The organism is Haloferula sp. A504 (assembly GCF_044385805.1).
Taxonomy (GTDB): Bacteria; Verrucomicrobiota; Verrucomicrobiia; order Verrucomicrobiales; family Akkermansiaceae; genus Haloferula.
In genome coordinates, this window is record NZ_JBISBU010000059.1 from 1 (window position 1) to 18,429 (window position 18,429).

15 protein-coding genes and 1 pseudogene are annotated in these 18,429 nt (G+C 64.8%); 6 read left to right on the forward strand and 10 right to left on the reverse strand.

Annotated elements, in window-relative coordinates; genetic code table 11:
• Positions 1 to 95: 95 nt before the first annotated feature.
• A complete protein-coding gene (locus ACG2LG_RS19765; protein WP_396261958.1) occupies positions 96 to 755 on the reverse strand; it encodes a DUF1080 domain-containing protein in 660 nt (219 codons plus the stop codon).
• A gap of 77 nt (positions 756 to 832) precedes the next feature.
• On the opposite strand from ACG2LG_RS19765, the gene ACG2LG_RS19770 reads away from it, so the two are divergent.
• The 3 genes from ACG2LG_RS19770 (at position 833) to ACG2LG_RS19780 (ending at position 5,762) form a co-directional block, all read left to right on the forward strand.
• Positions 833 to 1,492 (forward strand): HAD-IA family hydrolase, encoded by a 660-nt coding sequence (locus tag ACG2LG_RS19770; protein WP_396261960.1) that lies wholly within the window; start codon positions 833 to 835, stop codon positions 1,490 to 1,492.
• 36 nt (positions 1,493 to 1,528) lie between these two features.
• On the forward strand, positions 1,529 to 4,441 hold the full coding sequence (locus ACG2LG_RS19775) for a PVC-type heme-binding CxxCH protein (protein WP_396261962.1): 2,913 nt from the start codon (positions 1,529 to 1,531) through the stop codon (positions 4,439 to 4,441).
• Positions 4,442 to 4,730: 289 nt separating this feature from the next.
• Positions 4,731 to 5,762 (forward strand): hypothetical protein, encoded by a 1,032-nt coding sequence (locus ACG2LG_RS19780; protein WP_396261963.1) that lies wholly within the window; start codon positions 4,731 to 4,733, stop codon positions 5,760 to 5,762.
• A gap of 72 nt (positions 5,763 to 5,834) precedes the next feature.
• On the opposite strand, the gene ACG2LG_RS19785 is transcribed toward ACG2LG_RS19780, so the two are convergent.
• The 5 genes and pseudogenes from ACG2LG_RS19785 to ACG2LG_RS19805 form a co-directional block, all read right to left on the reverse strand.
• The gene (locus ACG2LG_RS19785) at positions 5,835 to 6,317 is read right to left on the reverse strand and encodes a SixA phosphatase family protein (RefSeq protein WP_396261965.1); all 483 of its coding nucleotides are present in this window, start codon (positions 6,315 to 6,317) and stop codon (positions 5,835 to 5,837) included.
• A gap of 2 nt (positions 6,318 to 6,319) precedes the next feature.
• Positions 6,320 to 7,066 (reverse strand): 3-oxoacyl-[acyl-carrier-protein] reductase, encoded by a 747-nt coding sequence (fabG, locus tag ACG2LG_RS19790; protein ID WP_396261967.1) that lies wholly within the window; start codon positions 7,064 to 7,066, stop codon positions 6,320 to 6,322.
• 324 nt (positions 7,067 to 7,390) lie between these two features.
• Positions 7,391 to 7,639: pseudogene (locus ACG2LG_RS19795) on the reverse strand (DUF6288 domain-containing protein); the annotation flags it as partial.
• A 99-nt stretch (positions 7,640 to 7,738) separates the two neighbouring features.
• Positions 7,739 to 9,916, reverse strand: coding sequence for a sulfatase/phosphatase domain-containing protein (locus ACG2LG_RS19800; protein WP_396261969.1), 2,178 nt, complete (start codon positions 9,914 to 9,916; stop codon positions 7,739 to 7,741).
• 61 nt (positions 9,917 to 9,977) lie between these two features.
• Entirely contained in the window at positions 9,978 to 11,588 is a 1,611-nt protein-coding gene (locus tag ACG2LG_RS19805; protein ID WP_396261971.1) for a glycoside hydrolase family 5 protein, read from the reverse strand.
• A gap of 85 nt (positions 11,589 to 11,673) precedes the next feature.
• On the opposite strand from ACG2LG_RS19805, the gene ACG2LG_RS19810 reads away from it, so the two are divergent.
• Positions 11,674 to 11,982 carry a Dabb family protein gene (locus ACG2LG_RS19810; protein WP_396261973.1) on the forward strand — a complete coding sequence of 103 codons (309 nt, stop codon included), beginning with the start codon at positions 11,674 to 11,676 and terminating at the stop codon, positions 11,980 to 11,982.
• Positions 11,983 to 12,055: 73 nt separating this feature from the next.
• Here ACG2LG_RS19810 and hrpA read toward each other — a convergent pair whose 3' ends face one another.
• Complete coding sequence (hrpA, locus tag ACG2LG_RS19815; RefSeq protein WP_396261975.1) at positions 12,056 to 15,847, reverse strand: ATP-dependent RNA helicase HrpA; 3,792 nt, start codon at positions 15,845 to 15,847, stop codon at positions 12,056 to 12,058.
• Positions 15,848 to 16,067: 220 nt separating this feature from the next.
• Between hrpA and ACG2LG_RS19820 the strand changes: the two genes are divergently transcribed.
• Together ACG2LG_RS19820 and ACG2LG_RS19825 are read left to right on the forward strand one after the other, a co-directional pair.
• On the forward strand, positions 16,068 to 16,316 hold the full coding sequence (locus ACG2LG_RS19820; RefSeq protein WP_396261977.1) for an antitoxin: 249 nt from the start codon (positions 16,068 to 16,070) through the stop codon (positions 16,314 to 16,316).
• A complete protein-coding gene (locus ACG2LG_RS19825) occupies positions 16,313 to 16,768 on the forward strand; it encodes a PIN domain-containing protein (protein ID WP_396261979.1) in 456 nt (151 codons plus the stop codon). The genes ACG2LG_RS19820 and ACG2LG_RS19825 overlap by 4 nt, the downstream gene beginning before the upstream one ends.
• 57 nt (positions 16,769 to 16,825) lie before the next feature.
• On the opposite strand, the gene ACG2LG_RS19830 is transcribed toward ACG2LG_RS19825, so the two are convergent.
• The 3 genes from ACG2LG_RS19830 to ACG2LG_RS19840 form a co-directional block, all read right to left on the reverse strand.
• Positions 16,826 to 17,305: a hypothetical protein gene (locus ACG2LG_RS19830; RefSeq protein ID WP_396261981.1), complete on the reverse strand. Its 480-nt coding sequence runs from the start codon at positions 17,303 to 17,305 to the stop codon at positions 16,826 to 16,828.
• Entirely contained in the window at positions 17,302 to 17,604 is a 303-nt protein-coding gene (locus ACG2LG_RS19835; protein WP_396261983.1) for a hypothetical protein, read from the reverse strand. The genes ACG2LG_RS19830 and ACG2LG_RS19835 overlap by 4 nt, the downstream gene beginning before the upstream one ends.
• Before the next feature lie 156 nt (positions 17,605 to 17,760).
• Complete coding sequence (locus tag ACG2LG_RS19840) at positions 17,761 to 18,342, reverse strand: hypothetical protein (protein WP_396261985.1); 582 nt, start codon at positions 18,340 to 18,342, stop codon at positions 17,761 to 17,763.
• Positions 18,343 to 18,429 lie beyond the last annotated feature (87 nt).

Below are 18,429 nucleotides of genomic sequence, written 5' to 3' on the forward strand. Positions count from 1 at the left end.
CCTTCGACCACTACCGCGACCACCGCCAAAAATCAGTGAACACCATCAATATGGCACAACCCATCCAATCATAGCCTGCCAAGCAAACGCCCTAGCTAAGGTTGAAGGGGTTCCGCGAGCGGCTTCCAGCGCATGCCGCGCACCTCGCCGATCGTTTCCCACGTTGCCACGCCAAAGGGCTGGCAGTCCTCGATCGGTCCGACCCGCAGGGACAGGCGGCGGCCCTCGATGGAGACGTCGATGACCTCCTCGTCGTCGATCCAGGCCCGGATCTCATCCGCCGTGACCCGCAGGCGGATCGAATACCAGCGCCCGTTCTCGAACTCGCGGAAATCGGCGGTCTCATTTTCCGACGCATCGAGGCCGTCGATGGAGGAAATCCCGACCAGTCCCCCGCCCCATCCGCCGACGATCAGGCTCGCCGCCTCGTCGTCGGTCCGCCCCGGAAAGGTCACGCTGAAAAAGAAGTCCGTGCCCTCGACCCGGCGGGCCTCGGCTTCAAGCTCGAAGGGCACCTGCGGAATCTCTCCCGTCCAGCGGGCCCCGGTCATCGAGTAGCCCATGCCGAGTTGCAGCACTCCGTCTGTCTCCTTGATCTCGCCGCCGAGCGCGTGCTCCCACTTCCCGCTCAAGGGTCGCCACGGGTCGGCGGGAGCCTCGGGCTCCGGAGCGTTCCCGGCCACGGGCGGTTTCTCACGACAGGCGGTCAGCCACAGGCTGAAGACGAGCGCGACGGCAAATGGGATCCGGAGCATGCCTCAATGCTGAACCTCCGGCCCCGGATCGCAAGCCGGGGATTGCCGGGGCCGGGTCGACCGGTCAGTTTCCCGGCGTGATCGAAGCCCTGCTGTTCGACGCCGCCGGCACCCTCATCGCGCCCGCCGAGCCGGTCGGTGACACCTATGCCCGCATCCTGGGCCGCCACCGCATCGCCTACGGTGATCTTCAAGCCGGCTTCGCCCGGGCCTTCTCCGAAGCCGGCGAGCCCGACTTTCCAAGCCACGTCGACGGTGATGCCGCCGAGCGTCAATGGTGGCGGCGGGTGGTCGATCAATCAGTGGGCGGGGAAGTGCCCGACGAGGCTTTCACGGATCTGTTCGACCACTACGCCGCCGGAAATGCCTGGAGCGTGCTTCCCGGGGTCGTGGAGGCCCTCGAAGTGGCGCATGGCTTCCGGCTGGCCGTCGTTTCGAACTTCGACCGGCGCCTGCATCGGGTGCTCGATGAGCTCGGACTCGCCCCCCATTTCGAGCTCATCCTCACCTCGGCAGACGCCCGGGCTCGCAAGCCCTCACCAGTCATCTTCGAGCATGCCCTTCAGCAGTTGGGCCTGTCCCCCTCCCAGGTCCGGCACGTCGGCGATTCCGCCATCGCCGACGGTGAAGGGGCGGGCAATGCCGGCATCCGGGGCTACGTCCTCGGCCGAGACATCCGCGACCTGCCGGCCTTCGTCGCCCTCGCCCGAAAAGCGGACGCACGGAATTCCCTGTAAAGCCGGGCCGCCCCGACACGTTGAAGGGGTTTACTCATGTACCGGACCCTCTTCGCCCTGCCCCGCCTCCTTCTCGGAGCCGCCCTCCTGCCGCTTCCAAGCCTGGCCCAGCTCCCCCTGCAGAAGAACGACGTCGTTTGCCTGATCGGCAACGGACTCGCCGACCGGATGCAGCACGACGGTTGGGTCGAGACCCTGCTGCAGAGCGGGCTGGCGGACCAGCAGATCGCCTTCCGCAACATGGCCTTCACCGGCGACACGGTGACCTCGCGGCCGCGAAGCAAGGGCTTCACCTCGCCTGAAGACTACCTCAAGCACTGCCAGGCGGACGTCATCTTCGTGATGTTCGGCTACAACGAGTCCTTCAAGGGCGAGGCCGGCGTCGCAGGCTTCAGGAACGATCTCGGCAGCATGATCGACAAATACCGGGCCGCGAAGTTCAACGGCGAATCCGAGCCGCGCTTCGTGCTGTTTTCGCCCATCGCCCACGAGGATCACGGCGATCCGAACCTCCCGGACGGCGGCAGCAACAACGTCAACCTCGCCCTCTACACCGGGGCCATCAAGCAGGTCGCCGGGGAAAAGGGCGTCGCATTCGTCGATCTATTCTCCGCTTCCCAGTCACTCTACGCCAAGGCCGACTCGCCCATCACCCTCAACGGCGTGCATCTGCTTCCCGAGGGAAACCGCCAGCTTGGCGAGGTGATCGCCTCGGCCATCACCGGCAAGCAGGTCAAATCCACCCCGGCCATCGAACCGCTGCGCCAGGCGGTCCTCGACAAGAACTGGCACTGGCACAACCGCTACCGCGCCACCGACGGCAACGACATCTGGGGCGGACGCTCCGGGCTGAAGTTCGTCAACGGCCAGACCAACCGCGAGGTCCTCGAACACGAGCTCAAGATGCTGGACGTGATGACCGCCAACCGCGACCGCAAGATCTGGGCCACCGCCCAGGGCAGGGATCACCAGGTCGACGACTCGAACGTGCCGGCACCGATCGAGGTCATCTCGAATGTCGGCGGGGGTAGCAAAAGCTCGAACCCCGGAAAGGAGGGCAACGAAGACTATCTCAGCGGTGAGGAGGCGATTGCGAAGATGCACATCCCCAAGGGCTTCGAGGTGAACCTCTTCGCCGACGAAAAGCGGTTCCCGCAGATGGTCAACCCGGTGCAGATGCAGGTCGACTCGAAGGGCCGCCTGTGGGCCGCCTGCTGGAGCACCTACCCGAAATGGGAGCCGCTCAAGGAGATGACCGACAGCCTTCTCATCCTGCCCGACGAAGACCGCGACGGCGTCGCCGACAAGGCGATCGAGTTCGCCAAGGTCCACAACCCCCTCGGCTTCGAGTTCTGGGCCGGCGGTGTGATCGTCGCCTCCCAGCCGGACATCCTTTTCCTCAAGGACACCGACGGTGACGACAAGGCCGACCTCCGAATCGTGCTGGTGCAGGGCATCGGCTCGTCCGACACCCACCACGCGGCGAACAACTTCATCATCGGCCCCGATGGCGCGCTCTACTGGCAGAGCGGCATCTTCCTGCAGAACAACTTCGAAACACCGTGGGGACCGAACCTGTCATCGACCGCCTCGGGCATGTACCGCTTCGATCCCCGGCGTTACACGATCACCTTCCACGCCGGCAACAGCCCGAACCCCCACGGAACCAGCTTCGACTCCTGGGGCTACCACTTCGCCAACGACGGCACCGGCGGCCGGTCCTATCAGGTGCGCCCGCAAGGCAATGGCTTCAAGATGCACGAGCTGGTGAAAAAGGAGGTCCGCCCGGTTCCGGCGAACGCCGTCGTCTCGAGCAGCAACTTCCCCGACGACCTCCAGCAGGACTTCCTCGTCTGCAACGTGATCGGCTACCTCGGCATCAAGCGCTACGAACTCCACCGCGACGGCGAGACCGGCGTCGTCAAGGGAGACCCGACCGACAGCTTCTTTTTCAGCGACGACAAGAACTTCCGCCCGACCGATGCGGAGTTTGGCTCGGACGGCGCCCTCTACATCGCCGACTGGCAGAACATCATCATCGGCCACATGCAGCACAACATCCGCGATCCGAAACGCGACAAGAAGCACGGGCGGATCTACCGGATGGTTTGCAAGGATCGCCCACTGCAGGAGCCCGTCGCGATCGACGACCAGCCGATCGCCAAGCTGCTGGAAAACCTCAAGCACCCGGTCGACGGCGTGCGCCACCGGACCCGCATCGAGCTCAGCGAGCACGAGTCCGGCGAGGTGATGGCGGCGGTGAAGGAATGGATGAAGCAATTCGATCCGAAGAACAAGGAACACGCCCACCACCTGCTCGAAGCCCTCTGGCTGCACCAGCAGCACGACGTGCGCGACCAGGAGTTGCTCGACGCCCTGCTCAACTCCCCCGAACCCCACGCCCGGCCCGCCGCCAAAACCGTCGCCCAGCACTGGGGACCGGCCGATCCGACCAAGGGCAAGCGCCCGACCCAGATCGTGCAGGAAGAAGAAAAGATCGACGTCAAGGTGCCGGCCCATCTCACCGGGCAGGATGCCGACACCTACCGCCTCGGTGCCGAGATCTTCCATCGCGATGCCCACTGCGTGACCTGCCACCAGCCGGACGGCAAAGGCATGGCCAAGGTCTACCCGCCGCTGGCCGACAGCGCCTGGGTGACCGGCAGCGAAGAGCGCCTGATCAAGCTCACCCTGCACGGCCTGTGGGGCAAGATCGAGGTCAACGGCGAAGTCTATGATCCCGCCAAGGGTGTGCCGCCGATGACGGCCTTCGGAGCCTTGCTCGACGACAAGGAAACCGCCGCCGTCCTCACCTACGTCCGGAATTCCTGGGGCAACAAGGCGTCACCCGTCGCTCCCGAAACCGTGAAGAAGGTCCGCGCGGAAACCCGCGACCGCAGCATCTTCTGGAAGCCCGAGGAACTCCTCAAGGAACACCCGATGAAATGACCATCATCTTGCCGGGATATCCTGGCAGGATGGGATTCACGGCAGAGGGGCAAAGCGGGTGAACCCAAAACTGGAGATGATGAACCGCAGATTTCGCAGATTAAGGGGATTTTGTGAGAGTTGAAAACAGAGAGAGAGTCGCCTGGTGAGTGATGCCCAACTTCATCCATCCCATTGATTCTCTGCGTAATCTGCGCAATCTGCGGTTCCCATCTCTAAATCCAGACATCCACACCATTCCAGCCTTTGCGCCTTTGCGGTTCCCCTTTCTCCAACCCCAAATTGATCCATGAAATCGATCCTCACCTTCCTTGCCTCCATCCTCGGACTCGGCACATCCCATGCCGTCGAAGTCCAACCGGTCGTCTATGAAGGCACCGCCGGTCCCGGCCTCGGCAAGCACATCGTCTTCCTCGCCAGCGACCACGAGTACCGCGCCGAGGAAACCTGCCCGGCCCTCGCCCGCATCCTCGCCAGGCATCACGGCTTCAAGTGCACGGTCGTCTTCGGCGTCGATGAGAAAGGCTTCATCGACGCGGGGTCTTCACGGGTCTCCGGCCTCGAGGCGCTCGAGGAGGCCGACCTGTTCTTCATCTTCGCGCGTTTCCTGAACATCCCGGACGAAGAGATGGCGCACATCGAGGCCTACCTCAAGCGAGGAGGTCCGGTCGTTGGCCTGCGCACCTCGTCCCACGCCTTCAAGATCCCGGCCAAGGCCAGGTATGCGAAGTACGACTTCCGCTCGAAGGTCGAGGGCTACGAGAACGGCTTCGGCCATCAGGTTCTCGGCAACACCTGGGTCGGCCACTACGGCAAGAACCACGTCCAGGGCACCCGCATCGAGGCCGTCGAGGACCAGAAGGACCACGTGATCCTCACCGGCTTCGAAGGCCCCGCCTTCTGCCACGCCGGCGGCTACGTCGGGAAGCCCGGCCCGGACTTCACCGTGCTCACGACCTCGCAGCCGCTGGTGTCGATGGATCCCGAGTCGGACCCCGATCCGGAAAAGCAGCCGATGGCCTCGACCTGGACCCGCCACTACGAATCGAAGGACGGCAAAAAGCACCGCGTCTTCCACTCCACCCAGGGCGCCTCCGAAGACATCCTCGACGACAACTACCGCCGCCTGATCCTGAACGGCACCCTCTGGGCGCTGGGTCTGGAGGACGCCATCAAGCCGGACCTCGAGATCCGCTTCGTCGGCCCCTACCAGCCCAGCACCTTCAACTTCGGCGGCGAAGCCAAAGGGGTCCGCCCCTCCGACCTCGCCGGCTGGGACTCACCCATCATGCCGGAGGAGAAGAAGGAGAAGAAAGACTGAGGCGCAATCAGTTGCCCGACCGGAACGCTCTCATTCACCCGGACCCTCATCGGTTGGTCGGGAGCGAGGGCCTCACCCCTCCCGTTTCCCCGCCATCATCTTCGGCGGCACGTTGAAGAGCAGTCGGGCGTCCCGCGAGGGGGGGCGCACCACCAGTCCGATCAGCGAACCCTTCTTCACTTCGACGCTGGCCCCGTCTCCCAGCAGCCACTCGACGAGCCCCGAAAAGTCGGGCTCGTGACCGACCAGCATCACGCGGCCGAACTCGCTGAACGACTGCAATTCATTCAGCGCCTCTTCCGGTCCCATCCCGCAGTCGATCCACGGCTGGACGACCGGTCCCGGCATTCCGGCGGCCTCGCAGAAATGCCCGGCGGTCTGCCTGGCCCGCACCCGCGGACTGGTCAACACCACATCTGGGCGACGGTCCAACGCCTTGAGCAGGCGCCCGGCCCGGGTCGACTGCCGCACCCCCTTCTCGACCAACTCCCGCGCGAAGTCCCCCTCGGCGTGGGTGTCCTCGGCCTTGCCGTGACGCAGTAGCAGAAGCTCCATCCTTACATCGTCATGCCGCCGTCGACCGCGAGCACCTGACCGGTGATGTAGCGGCCCTGCGGTCCTGAAAGATAAACCACGGCATCCGCAATATCATCAACGGTGCCGAAGTCGCCCAGCGGGATCTTCGCCAGCACGTCCTCGCGCACCTTCTCCGGCAGCACGTCGGTCATGTCGGTGGTGATGAAACCCGGTGCAATGGCATTGCAGGTGACCTTTTTCCCCGCCAACTCGCGGGCGACGGACTTGGTGAAGCCGATCAGCCCCGCCTTGCTCGCCGCATAGTTCGCCTGGCCGGCATTGCCGATCAATCCGATCACCGAGGCGATGTTCACGATCCGCGGATCCTCGGCCTTCATCAGTGGGCGCATGAAGGCCTTCACCGTGTTGAAGGCGCCCTTGAGGTTCGTGTCGAGCACCGTCATCCAGTCCTCCTCTTTCATCCGCATCAGCAGCCCGTCGCGGGTCACGCCGGCGTTGTTCACGAGCACGTTCACGCCGCCGAAATCCTCGATGACCTGCTTCCCGAGCGCCTGCACCGCCTCGTGATCCGCCACATCCACGGCGTAGGCCTTCGCCGCCTCCGGATGGTCGGCATTGATCGCCTCGGCGGTCGCGCCGCAGCTCGACTCGCTGCGACTCACCACGGCGACCCTCGCTCCCCGGTCCGCGAATGCCCGCGCGATCGCCCCACCGATGCCGCGGCCGCCACCGGTCACGACCGCCACTTTTCCTTCAAAGCTCTGCATGCGGAAAGCCTGTCGTGAGACCGTCGTCATTCCAAACCGAAAAAGCCGCCAAGAAGCTCCATCGTCCCCACGGTCCGAGGCCCATGTCTCAGCCCACCCCATGCGTCCTGCCGGGGTGACCGCATTTCCACGGTTCGGAGGCTTCGGGTGGGAGTCAGGGTGTCGCCACGGTCACCTTGAGCCGGGCGAAGAGCTTCGGTCTGTGCCAGCGCCTGGCGTGCCTCGTTGGCCGGGTTCGACGGATCATTGCCCGCAAGCAGGGCTGGAGTGCCGAAGCCGAAATTGCCGGGCCCTTCGTTGGCCGTGCGGTGGGCCAGACCGTTCTCAAGGATCTGTGCGGACCTTGGGACAGTTGTAAGGATCCGTCGCCGAATAGGTGCCCGGAGTCCGGAGGGTCAGGACCACCTCGGTGATGTTGCCGGAGCGCCAGCGCAAAAGTTTCAGCGTCGCCGGGCTGCGGGCTTCCGCATCCCCGATGGCAAGCGCCAGGCCCTTGCGGGCATCGTCAACGAAGTTTCCGGGAGCGGCACCCGTTCCACCCGCGCCGAGAATCACGTCGTCGACCGCCAGGACCCCATCGGACGGGTTTCATGGCGTGAGAGGCTGTTCCGGCGCGACCGTCTGGCGGGCGGACCTGTTCCCGGGAAAGAGCCCGCTTCACAAGGCGGGATGCTAATCCAGCAGCTCCTTCAGCTTCGGCTCCATGGCCTCCGCCCACATCCGATAGCCCTGGGCCTTGGGATGGAGGAAGTCGGGCATGATCTCCCGCGGCAGCGTTCCGTCCTCGGCGAGAAAGGTGTCGCTCAGGTCGAGCCAGTGGATCATCTCGCCATCGGCGTATCCCTTGATGATCTCATTCACGCCATCGTTGATCTTCCGCTTCGCACCATCCGGCTTCTCGTCGCGCGGAAAGACGGAGAGCAGCAGGATCTTGGAGTCGGGTGAACGGTCGCGCAGCAACTCGAGGATGAGCTTGATGCCGCTGGCGGTCTCCTCCGGTGGTGCCATGCGGTGACCGGTGTTGTTGGTGCCGATCATCAGCACGTAGGCCTTCGGATCCACGCCTTCCAGCTCGCCATTCAGGAGGCGCCACAGGACATGCTCGGTGCGGTCGCCCGAGTAGCCGAGGTTGAGTGGTTTGCGGTCGCCGTAGAACTCGGCCCAGGTCTGCTTGCCGGCCCCTTCCCAGCCCTGGGTGATGGAGTCGCCGATGAAGACGAGCTCGTGACCGCCCTTCTTCACCTCCTTCAGCGTCTCCTCGTGGCGCTTCTTCCACCACCCCTGGTCGTTGCGGTGCGCCGGAAGCGTCGCCTCGTTCATCCGATACTCATCCCGGAGCCGGGCATACAGGCCTTTCATCCGCTCAAGCTCCTTCGCGTAGGCCGGATCGTCGTGAACCGAGCGCATCTCCATCGGATCCTTCTCGAGGTCGAAGAGGTTCCATGACTTGTCGCCGGGGAAGTACATCAGCTTGTAGCGCTGATCACAGACACCATCGTGAGCCGCGACCCGGTGGGTCGCCTCGCCACTGTAGAAATAGTAGAGGCCCTCCCGCCAATCCTCGGGTGCCTTGCCCGAAGCCTTGAGCACCGGAAGCAGACTGCGGCCCTGCACGGTCTCCGGGATCTCAACCCCCGCGACCTCGAGGAAGGTCGGAGCGTAGTCGATATTCTGGATCAGCGCCTCGCTCCGCGACCCGGGCTTGATCACCCCCGGCCAGCGGATGAGGAAGGGCATCGCGAAACTCTCCTCGAACATCCAGCGCTTGTCGTACCAGCCATGCTCGCCGAGGTAGAAGCCCTGGTCGGAGGAATAGATCACGATGGTGTCCTCCGCGAGTCCGCTCTCGTCGAGGTAGTCGAGCATCCTGCCGACGCCCTCGTCCACCGACCGGATGCAGCGCAGGTAGTCCTTGATGTAGCGCTGGTATTTCCAGCGGGTCACGGCATCGCCCTTCATCTCGCCGGCCTCGACCGTGGCGATCATGGCCTGGTTCTCCGTCTCGTAGGCCGCGTCCCATGCGGCCTGCTGGTCCTCATTCATCCGTCCGCGCTCACCATTCGCCAGGCCGGGCATGAAATACTCCGGAAAACGCGCGTCACCATTGAGCTTCATGTCCCAACCCCAGAAGAAATCGTTCGCGATGCTCATCCGCTGCTTCGCCAGCGAGGGATGGCGGTTCGAGTAGTCATCGAAGAGCGTTTTCGGCTCGGGCAGGTCGACGTCGTCCCACAGGTCGACATGACGCAGTGCCGGCGACCAGTTGCGGTGCGGAGCCTTGTGCTGGCACATCAGCAGGAAGGGCTTGCCCTTGTCGCGGCCCGTCTTCAGCCAGTCGATGGCGCGCTCGGTCACGATGTCCGTGACGTATCCGGTGTAGCGCTTTCTTCCGCCATCCTGCTGGATGAAGTCGGGATTGTAGTAGCTGCCCTGGCCCGGGAGCACCTCCCAGTAGTCGAAGCCTTCCGGGGTCGTTTTCAGGTGCCACTTGCCGACGAGCGCCGTCTGGTAGCCCGACTTGAGCAGCAGCTTCGGAAAGGTCGTCTGGCTGCCATCGAATCTCGACGTGTTGTTGTCGACGTAGCCGTTGATGTGGCTGTGCTTGCCGGTGAGGATGGAGGCGCGCGAGGGACCGCAGATCGAGTTGGTGCAGTAGGACCGGGTGAAGATCGCCCCCTGCTCGGCGATCCGGTCCAGATTCGGTGTCGGCGCCGCATCCTTGAGCGGACCTTCATAGGAGGAAATCGCGTTCAACGCGTGGTCGTCCGAGAAGATGAACAGGATGTTCGGACGCTTCGCCGCATCGGCGGCCGAGGCCAGCAGGACGAACAGAAGTGGCAGCAGTTTCACGCGCCTACTTACGACCGGAGATCGGGGCTATTGCAAGGCAATGCCGGAAAACGGCTCCGCGTCAGTGCCCGATCAAATCGTCGATCAGCACCGAGCGCCCCTGCTCCGCATCCCAGCAACCGAAACCGGCCTTCCACTCCCACCAACACCACGGAATCCCGTGCTTTTCGGCAGCCTTCCGCACCGCGCGGGCATAGCGCTTGCGGGATCCGAGCTCACCGGTCTGGAACGCCCCGAACTCGCCCAGATGAACCGGGCGGCCGAAATGCCCGGACCATGCCGCCGCCACCGCCATCAGACGCTCGACCTCCCGCGCCGAGCATGGATTCGCCTCCGACGGCATCGTGTTGTAGTCCTCCAGCCACTGGGGAAATCCATGGCGATCCTTCAGGCCAGGGGGCATCGCCAGCGGCTTTGCGGGCGGGCCGGGAAAGACCACCCCTTTGAGCGGTTCCAACCCGACCCAGCCGGCCCCCTGGTGGGTAAACTCGAAGGGATCGTAGCAATGGACGCTGACAATCACCCGCTCATCCTCGTCCGGAAGCCGCATGCGGCCCAGCGAGCCCACGACCGACCAGCCACCGGGATTGGCCACGACGATGCGCTTGGGATTCGACTCCCGGATCCCGGCGAGGGCCTCGGCATGAATCTCGTTCAGCACGTCACCGTCGAGCGCCCCGTTCGGCTCGTTGAGCAGTTCGAAGAACAACTGCGGAGGCCAGTCGGAAAAATGAACGGCGATGCGTTTCCACCCGTCCACAAACTCCCGGCGGTGCAACTCCGGCTTCTCGCAGAGCGCCTCGAAATGATGCCAGTCGAGCAGCACGAACAAGCCCCGCTCGATGGCGCGGTGCAACACCGGCTCCAGTTCCGCGAGGAGGCCTTGTCCGATCGCGCCCTTTTCGAAATGGAAATGCCACGCGACCGGCACCCGGATGTGGTCGAAGCCGGCATCGGCAATCCGGTCGATGTCCTCCACCGTGTACTTCAGGCCCCAGGTTCCGGGCTCGGCCTCCCAGCCATTCCCCAGGTTCACGCCGCGCTTGAGCTTGGCGCAGGCCCGGTGCGCGGGGGTGTCCGCAGCGAGGCGTTTCGGCTCCTCGAACCCCTCTGGAACCGCCGCCCGCACCCGGAACTTCAGCTCCACTAACTGAGTTCCCTTCACCTCAAGTCGCTGGACCAGCGGTCGACCGTGCCACGACGCGGCCAACCCCCGCCCGTTCATCGGCCACTCCTTCTCCGCCGGATAATCCGCCCAGGGTGAGTTCCAGCCCGCAATGCCGTTCGTGAAATCCCCGTTGGTGAACTCCGCCCCCTTCGCTTCGAAGTCATCCCAAAGCACTTCCTGCCGCCACAGCACGCCCGGAGACGCTTCCGCCCACGGCCCGTTGAGGCTCAGGTCGACGACTCCATCGGCAGCCGGGACGAATGACAGGCAAACCTCCGTCCAACGCCACCAGTCGATCGGCATCGACACATCCGTCAGGCGCCTCCGCGCCTCGGGATCCTCCAGCCAGCTTCCCTCCGAGGCCGATCCGGGCGAGACCTCGACCCGCTTGAGTGGAGGCTGATCCGCGGGCACGGTGAGGTGGAGCCTCGCCATTTCGGCGATCCGGACCGGGAGTTCGGCGGCCGAGACCGTCATCACCGAGATGCCAAGCGCCACAACCATCCGCATGATCCCCTTCTCCCACGATCACGCCGGGGCATCAAGCCCGGCTCTTGCCCGCACGGGTTCCGCTCACTAGGATCCGGGCATGGAACACCACGTCTATTTCTGGCTGAAGCCCGAACGCAGGAACGACGCCGACCGTGCCGAATTCGAGAAGGGCCTCGCCGCCATCCTCGAGATCGATCTCGTCACCGGCGGCATCTGGGCCACCCCGGCCCCCGTCATGGAGCGCCCGGTCATCGACCACACCTGGGACTACGCGCTCTCGACCCGGTTCGACTCCATCGAGGATCAGGACGCCTACCAGACCCACCCCGAACACGAGGTCTTCATCCAGCGTTTCAAGGACTGGTGGGAAAAGGTACAGGTTCGCGATCTACTACCCGGATCGTAGCAATCTCTTCGGGGAGCGCCGGCGGCCCGCCGGCCCCATTCGGCATCCTGCCGAATGATCTTCCAGCGTCCCCTTACCATCCCTTCCCCAGCCGTTTGGCGGAAACCTTCTCACACACCGGCACGTCCGGCGCGAAGGTCGCGATGCGGAACTCACTGAGAAGCCAGCCGTACTCCCAAAGTGCGGGATCGTCCGGCTGCTTCATCCATTCGGCAAACCACGGCTCCCAGAAGTTGCGCACCCGCTCCATCTTTTCGAGATCCTTGATCAGCGGCACGCTCTTGATGCGTCCGATCCGCGAGCGGATGCCCCGGAGGTGCCGACCGTAGTCCGCCAGGCGTCCGTAACCCGATCGCCAGGCAAAGCGCCGGCGCAACAGCCAGTCGAGGTGTTCCTGCAGATCCGCCGCCACCGGAGCCAGGTGCCGGTCCTCGCCGTGGTCGTGGATCCACTGCCGCACTTCGCTGACCGCCGAAAGCGCCTCTTCGAGCGCGGCCCCGATCCGTTGCCCCGCCGGCCACCACTCACCACGGGCCGCCTCCGCACGCCGCTCGAACTCCTCACCGGTTGCGATCCACCGTTCACCGAGCGCCCCCTCCGCCGCCACCGCAAGCAGGTCGTCGATCGAGACGTCGAGGCGCGGCAACTCGACCTGGGTCATCATGCCGAGCGGGAACTTCTTCTTCAGGTAGGCCCGCTGGTCCGGTTGCGCGAGCGCCAGCAGACGCGCCAGCCCCGCCCGATGCGACTCCGCCGCCTCGATCCGGGACGAGAAGGCCCGCGTTCCCACCGACTCGCCCTCATCGACCAGCGCGGGAAAGGCCGGTGATCCGCCGAGATCGACCTCTTCCGGCAGCTCCATGTCCGGCCAATCGGTCCAGCCGGAGCTCTCCCACTGCTCATTGGCCGCCTCCTCGAAGCGCTCCTTGACGACGCTTCCGAGTTGCTCGCGCAATGCCTCCAGCGAGGTCCCCAGCGCCATCTCCTCCCCCTCGTCGTCGCAGATCCAGACTTTCGTGACCCACTCGTCCGGCAACCGCGCCCATTCGAAGTCCTGCGCCCCGATCTCGAAGCCGCTCGCCGCGGAAAGGAACCGGGCCAGGCATTCTCCGAGTCCTTCCTCCCTGGGAGCCGAGCCCCACCGTTCGACAAAGTCCCGCGCCCGATCCGCCACCGGCTGGCAGGCCCGGCGCAGGTCCTTCGGAAGGGAACGGATCAACCATTCCACCCGCCGCTCCAGATCACCCGGCACCCCCCAGCCCGGAAGCCAATCGGGAACGTGCGGAAGCTGGTCGATGTGCACGCCCAGCGTCACGCCATCGTCGCGCGCCCCGGGATCACAACGATAGTACACCGCATACTCCTGACCCTCGTGTTCGATCCAGTCGGGGAACCCTGCGAGGTCAAGCCCCTCGAGATCCTCCAGAACCACATCCTCGCGAGCCGGCAGATTGGCCTCTTCGTGATTCTTCCGCCAGCGATGGAACGCCTTCGCCGTGCTCAATCCATCGGGCAGCCGGCTCTCGTAGAAATCCAGCACCGCCTCCTCGCTCCACAGCCCGTCGCGACGACGCAACTTGTGCTCGATCAGTTCGATCTCCCCGCGGAGGTCCCGCAGGCGCTCGACGATCTTCGACCGGCCCTTCACCCCGCCCTGCATCAGGCCCTCCCGGATGAAGATCTTCCGCGCGCCCTGCGGGTCGATCCGCCCGAAGTGCACCCGCCGGCCGGCAATGATCGGCAGCCCGCCGCAGATCACCGTTTCCTTGGCATACACGGCACCCTGGCCGGGGTCCCAGTGCCCATCGGAGTAGCGACTGCGACAGAGGTGCGGAGCCACCTCCTCGACCCACGCCGGATCGATCCGGGCCAACCGTCGCGCCCACAGCCGGGTCGTTTCGACGAGTTCCATGCCCATCACCCACTCGGGGCGCTTGCTGCCGAACAGGCCCGAACCCGGAAAGACCGCAAAGAAGCCACCGCCCGCCGAACGGTAGGCCCGCTGCTCCCGATCCCACAGTCCGAACTGCCGCGGGACCCCCGCAAGCAGCGCCCGGTGGAAACACGCATAGTCGGGAAGCGGGGTGGCTGCGGCTTCCAGCCGCAGACCGTCTCTGCGGCTTCCAGCCGCAGCGAACTCCCCCGCCAACTCATCATGCACATTCGCCCACTCAACCACCCTCCGATAGTTCAGGAAATGCTCCCGGCAGAACCGCCTCAACCGGTTGCCATGCCAGCGCTTGCCCTTCCGGAACTCCTGCAGCGCCCGCCACAGCAGCAGGATCGAGAGGAAGTCGCTCTCCTCATGCCGCCACTTCTCCCGGGCCTTGTCCGCCTCCTTCTGCTTTTCCTTCGGCCGCTCGCGTGGATCCTGAGTCTCCAAGCCGGCGACCACCGGCAGCACCTCGGCCAGCACTCCCTCCTCCCGGGCCTCCATCAACATCCGCGCCAGCCGCGGGTCGACCGGCATCCGCGCCATCTCACGACCGGCGTCCGTCAGCTTGCGATCCCGGTCCAGCGCCCCCACCTCGCGCAAAGTACGATACCCCTCGGAGATCGCCTTCGGCGCCGGGGGGTCGAGGAAGGGAAAGTCCTCGATGTCCGGCAGCCCCAGCGACTTCATCCGCAGGATCACGCCGGCCAGGGAACTCCGGCGGATCTCCGGGTCGGTGAATTCGGGACGCTCCGCCAGGTTTTCCTCCTCGTAGAGCCGCACGCACACGCCCTCGCGGACCCGACCACAGCGGCCCTTGCGCTGGCGGGCACTCGCCTGGCTCACCTCCTCGATCTGCAGGCGCTGCACGCCACGCCCCGGACTCCAGCGGCTCACCCGGGCCAACCCCGAATCCACCACGCACACGATGCGGGGAATCGTCAGCGAGGTCTCCGCGACATTCGTCGCCAGCACGATCCGCCGCTTCGGCCCCGGATGGAACACCCGCCGCTGGTCGCCGAGACCGAGGCGCGCGAAGAGCGGCAACACCTCCGTGTTTCGATAGCGCCGCCCTTCCAGGGCCTCCGCGCAGTCCCGGATCTCCCTTTCCCCCGGCAGAAAGACCAGCACGTCCCCATCCTCGGCCCCCGTCAGCCAATCCACCGCCCGCACGACCTGGTCCTTCAGGTCCTCGTCCTCGTCGCCGGCCATGAAATGCTCCTCCACCGGAAACGCCCGCCCCTCCGCCTCGATCACCGGCACCGTGGCTGCACCCGTGGCTGCGGCGGCCCGCCGCAGGCCGTAGTTGCGGCGGCCCGCCACATCCGCAAAGAAATCCGCAAACGCCCCCGCATCCAGGGTCGCGGACGAGATCACGATCCGCAGATCCGGCCGTCGATCGAGCAACCGCTTCAGGTACCCCAGCAGGAAGTCGACGTTCAATGATCGCTCATGCGCCTCATCGAGGATCAACGCGTCGTAGCGTTTCAGCTCGGGATCCCCCTGGGTCTCCGCCAGCAGGATCCCGTCGGTCATGAACTTGATCCGGGTCTCCTTCGAGGTCCGGTCCTCGAACCTCACCTGGTATCCCACGAAGCCCCCCAGCGGCACCTTCAACTCCTCCGCCACCCGCTCGGCTACACTCGCCGCCGCGATCCGCCGTGGCTGCGTGCAGCCGATCAGGAAGCTTGGAGCGTGAAGCTTGGAGCGTGGAGTCTGACTCCCTGCTCCCTGCTCCCTGCTCCTTGCTGCGAGCGCCTCCACCACCATCTTCGGCAGCTGGGTCGTCTTTCCCGATCCCGTTTCGGAAACCACGACGACCACGGGATGCTCGCGAATCGCTTGCACGATGGCCCCGCGACGCGCCACCACCGGCAGCGCCTCGGGATAATTCAGCTTCGGCAACTCGCCCGGCATCGCGCGCGCAGCCAAACCCGGAGCCTCCCGAATCGCAAGCCAGCCTTCTGATCGAACAAGCTTTCCTGGACCAAAATGCCACAACCCGCAAAGGGCCAAAGGTCCGGCACATACCAGCCCGGGCTGTCACATTTCGAGCCAATGGCGCGGGAGACTCCCACACCAGTTCAACAACCATCATGCGCTCATTCTGCCCACCTTGACTCCTCATCCTCGAAATGGTAGCTATCAAATGATGAGCACCACCGCCAAAGTCTTTGCCAGCGGACGCAGCCAGGCGATCCGCCTGCCAAAAGAGTTCCGGGTCAGCGGCAAGGAAGTGCGGCTGACCCGGGTGCCTGGCGGGATCTTGATCAGCGAGGGCGACCCCTGGGAGATCTTCGAGGAGGGATGCCGCAATCTGGACGATGCGTTCTTCGACGCAGTAACGCGGCGTGATCGGACGACACCCCAGAAAAGGGATTTCAACGCCGGTCTCGGATGATCCATCTGCTCGACACCGACATTTTCATCATGCTGCTGCGCGGCACGGCCCTGGCCCAGCCCCGCAATGCGCGGGAGACGCGGGTGGTCAAATCGGCCGGGCGGATCCGTGAATCGTGCCGAAAAGCGCTGGACGGAGGCTTCCGCGTGGGACTCTCCGCAATCACCTTGGCCGAGTTGGAGTATGGTCTGCATGCCGGAGGCTGCTACAAGGAAAGCCGCCCCGACCTGGAAAGGACCTTGGTCCCTTTCGAGCAGTTCGCCTTCGATCCCATCCAGTGCGTGCAGCACTACGGCAGCATCCGCGCAGCCGTGGAAAAGGCCGGCAAGACCATCGGCCCCCTGGAAATGCTTATCGCCGCCAATGCCCTCGCGTTGGACGCCATGCTGATCACCCACAATACCCGCGAGTTTCGCCGCGTACCGGGGCTTGCCGTTGAAGACTGGGCATGAAGTCGGGATTCACCGTGAGACGCCGCTGATTGCCGGTCGTGAAGATCCCCACCCAAGTCAGCCTCTTGAGCCGGCTTGGGACGCTGGCCAGGTCGGCCGGAGAGCTTCATCCGACTGCCCATCGAATTCCTCAAGCGCGTAGGCGGAAACGAAGGCATCAAGGCTTTCCGGCTGCTCGGTGCTGTGGAGCAGCATCATCCCGACGCAGAAATGATAGGTGGAGTAATACCACCTGCCGTTCGATCCCCGGCCGATAAACAAATCGTAAACCTTGGGATCGGCCTTGTGGCACTGGGCACGGTAGGCGATCCACGACCCGTCCGAAAACCGGATGATCTCCTCATTCCACCACGACCCATCCTCATCCCGTGAGCCCTGAGCTGAACTTGCAAGCTGGTCTGCGATCTCCTCAATCATCCGAGCCTTCGCCGCCCGCCGCTCGGGCGTGTGATACTGGTCCGGATTGAGCAGCAGAATCAAACCCACAGCACCGGCAATGACACACCCGAACACCACCACTCTTCGCAGCGCCTTCATTCGACTGCTCCTCCCTCCAATCCGGTTCTTCCGGGCACGAATGCGGCAACCACGCCCATCAGCGAACCGAATGCCACGATGGCCGCGAACCAGACATCGGACATCGCCAGATACGCGAGATCGCCCGCAGCCTGGGCAGGGTCGAATGCATCATTCATTCCCCGAGCCCACTCGATCTGAAAGACCCCGATGGCACGCAGCCCGAACGCGATGGCCGCAACCGCCAAAAGCGCGAAGAGATGACCCAGCAGCGCTTGGGGGAAACGCGCCTTCCCGGATCGCTTGCTCCAGATCGCCAAGACAGACGTGAGCGAAACCCCCAGTGCGCAGCCTGCAGCGATCAACGGAGTCCACCCGGCATCAGGCGTGGAAGCGAGAAAGACCATCGGCTCTCACTTCATGCGACCGGCACGCTCGTGTCGAGCCAGCACATCTCCTCGCCAGAACCACCGCGCTCAGGCCCGTGGAAACGAGGTGCCTGAACCCGTCTCCCCCCACAACCTTGCCTCACCGGGCCAGCCAAGTTCCTGAAGTCGATCCTTCACCTCGTCCGGCCCCGGAATGATCAACTCCTCCCGCTCGATCTGACGCTCATCGCGGGGAAAGCCGTCCGCCGGCAGAATCTGCTCGGAGAGATGCAGGCAGGCCCAGGCCCGCCAGGCGCGCACTTCGCGGCGCTCTCCCCTCACCCGGCTGGCCAGATGCTGGAAATGCCGCACCGGATTCCCCAGGAACCGCCCCTCGGCCCGTCGCTCAAGCATCCACGCCAAGGCCCGGTAGGGCGACGGCCACTGCCGAAGGATCGCCTCATCGCCCGTCAGGTCCGCCCCCCAGGCCCGGTCGAGCTGGAGAATCGCCTGCGCCGGCAAGCCCCGCCGCCACAAACACTGCCCATAGCTCAGGGTGGCTTCGTAGAACCGCTCATCCCGGCATTCGCCGAGCACTCGCACATCCCGAAAACTCATGCCCACCACCGCCGCCGGCAGATGCGGGCACGCGTCCTGCTCCCAGGCATGTTCGGGGTCAGCGGTCGGCATGCCCACAGCCCACCAGCACGGAGGCCGGAACTGAAAGAGAAATCGGGGCACCCGGGTATTTACCCGATCCATTTCCAGTGCATAGTC

Bases quoted from the DNA above. Each gene is read 5' to 3' on its own strand.
- ACG2LG_RS19765 (WP_396261958.1), bottom strand. From the start codon at position 755: ATGCTCCGGATCCCATTTGCCGTCGCGCTCGTCTTCAGCCTGTGGCTG.
- ACG2LG_RS19775 (WP_396261962.1), top strand. From the start codon at position 1,529: ATGTACCGGACCCTCTTCGCCCTGCCCCGCCTCCTTCTCGGAGCCGCC.
- ACG2LG_RS19780 (WP_396261963.1), top strand. From the start codon at position 4,731: ATGAAATCGATCCTCACCTTCCTTGCCTCCATCCTCGGACTCGGCACA.
- ACG2LG_RS19785 (WP_396261965.1), bottom strand. From the start codon at position 6,317: ATGGAGCTTCTGCTACTGCGTCACGGCAAGGCCGAGGACACCCACGCC.
- fabG (WP_396261967.1), bottom strand. From the start codon at position 7,066: ATGCAGAGCTTTGAAGGAAAAGTGGCGGTCGTGACCGGTGGCGGCCGC.
- ACG2LG_RS19805 (WP_396261971.1), bottom strand. From the start codon at position 11,588: ATGGTTGTGGCGCTTGGCATCTCGGTGATGACGGTCTCGGCCGCCGAA.
- ACG2LG_RS19810 (WP_396261973.1), top strand. From the start codon at position 11,674: ATGGAACACCACGTCTATTTCTGGCTGAAGCCCGAACGCAGGAACGAC.
- ACG2LG_RS19820 (WP_396261977.1), top strand. From the start codon at position 16,068: ATGAGCACCACCGCCAAAGTCTTTGCCAGCGGACGCAGCCAGGCGATC.
- ACG2LG_RS19825 (WP_396261979.1), top strand. From the start codon at position 16,313: ATGATCCATCTGCTCGACACCGACATTTTCATCATGCTGCTGCGCGGC.
- ACG2LG_RS19830 (WP_396261981.1), bottom strand. From the start codon at position 17,305: ATGAAGGCGCTGCGAAGAGTGGTGGTGTTCGGGTGTGTCATTGCCGGT.
- ACG2LG_RS19840 (WP_396261985.1), bottom strand. From the start codon at position 18,342: ATGCCGACCGCTGACCCCGAACATGCCTGGGAGCAGGACGCGTGCCCG.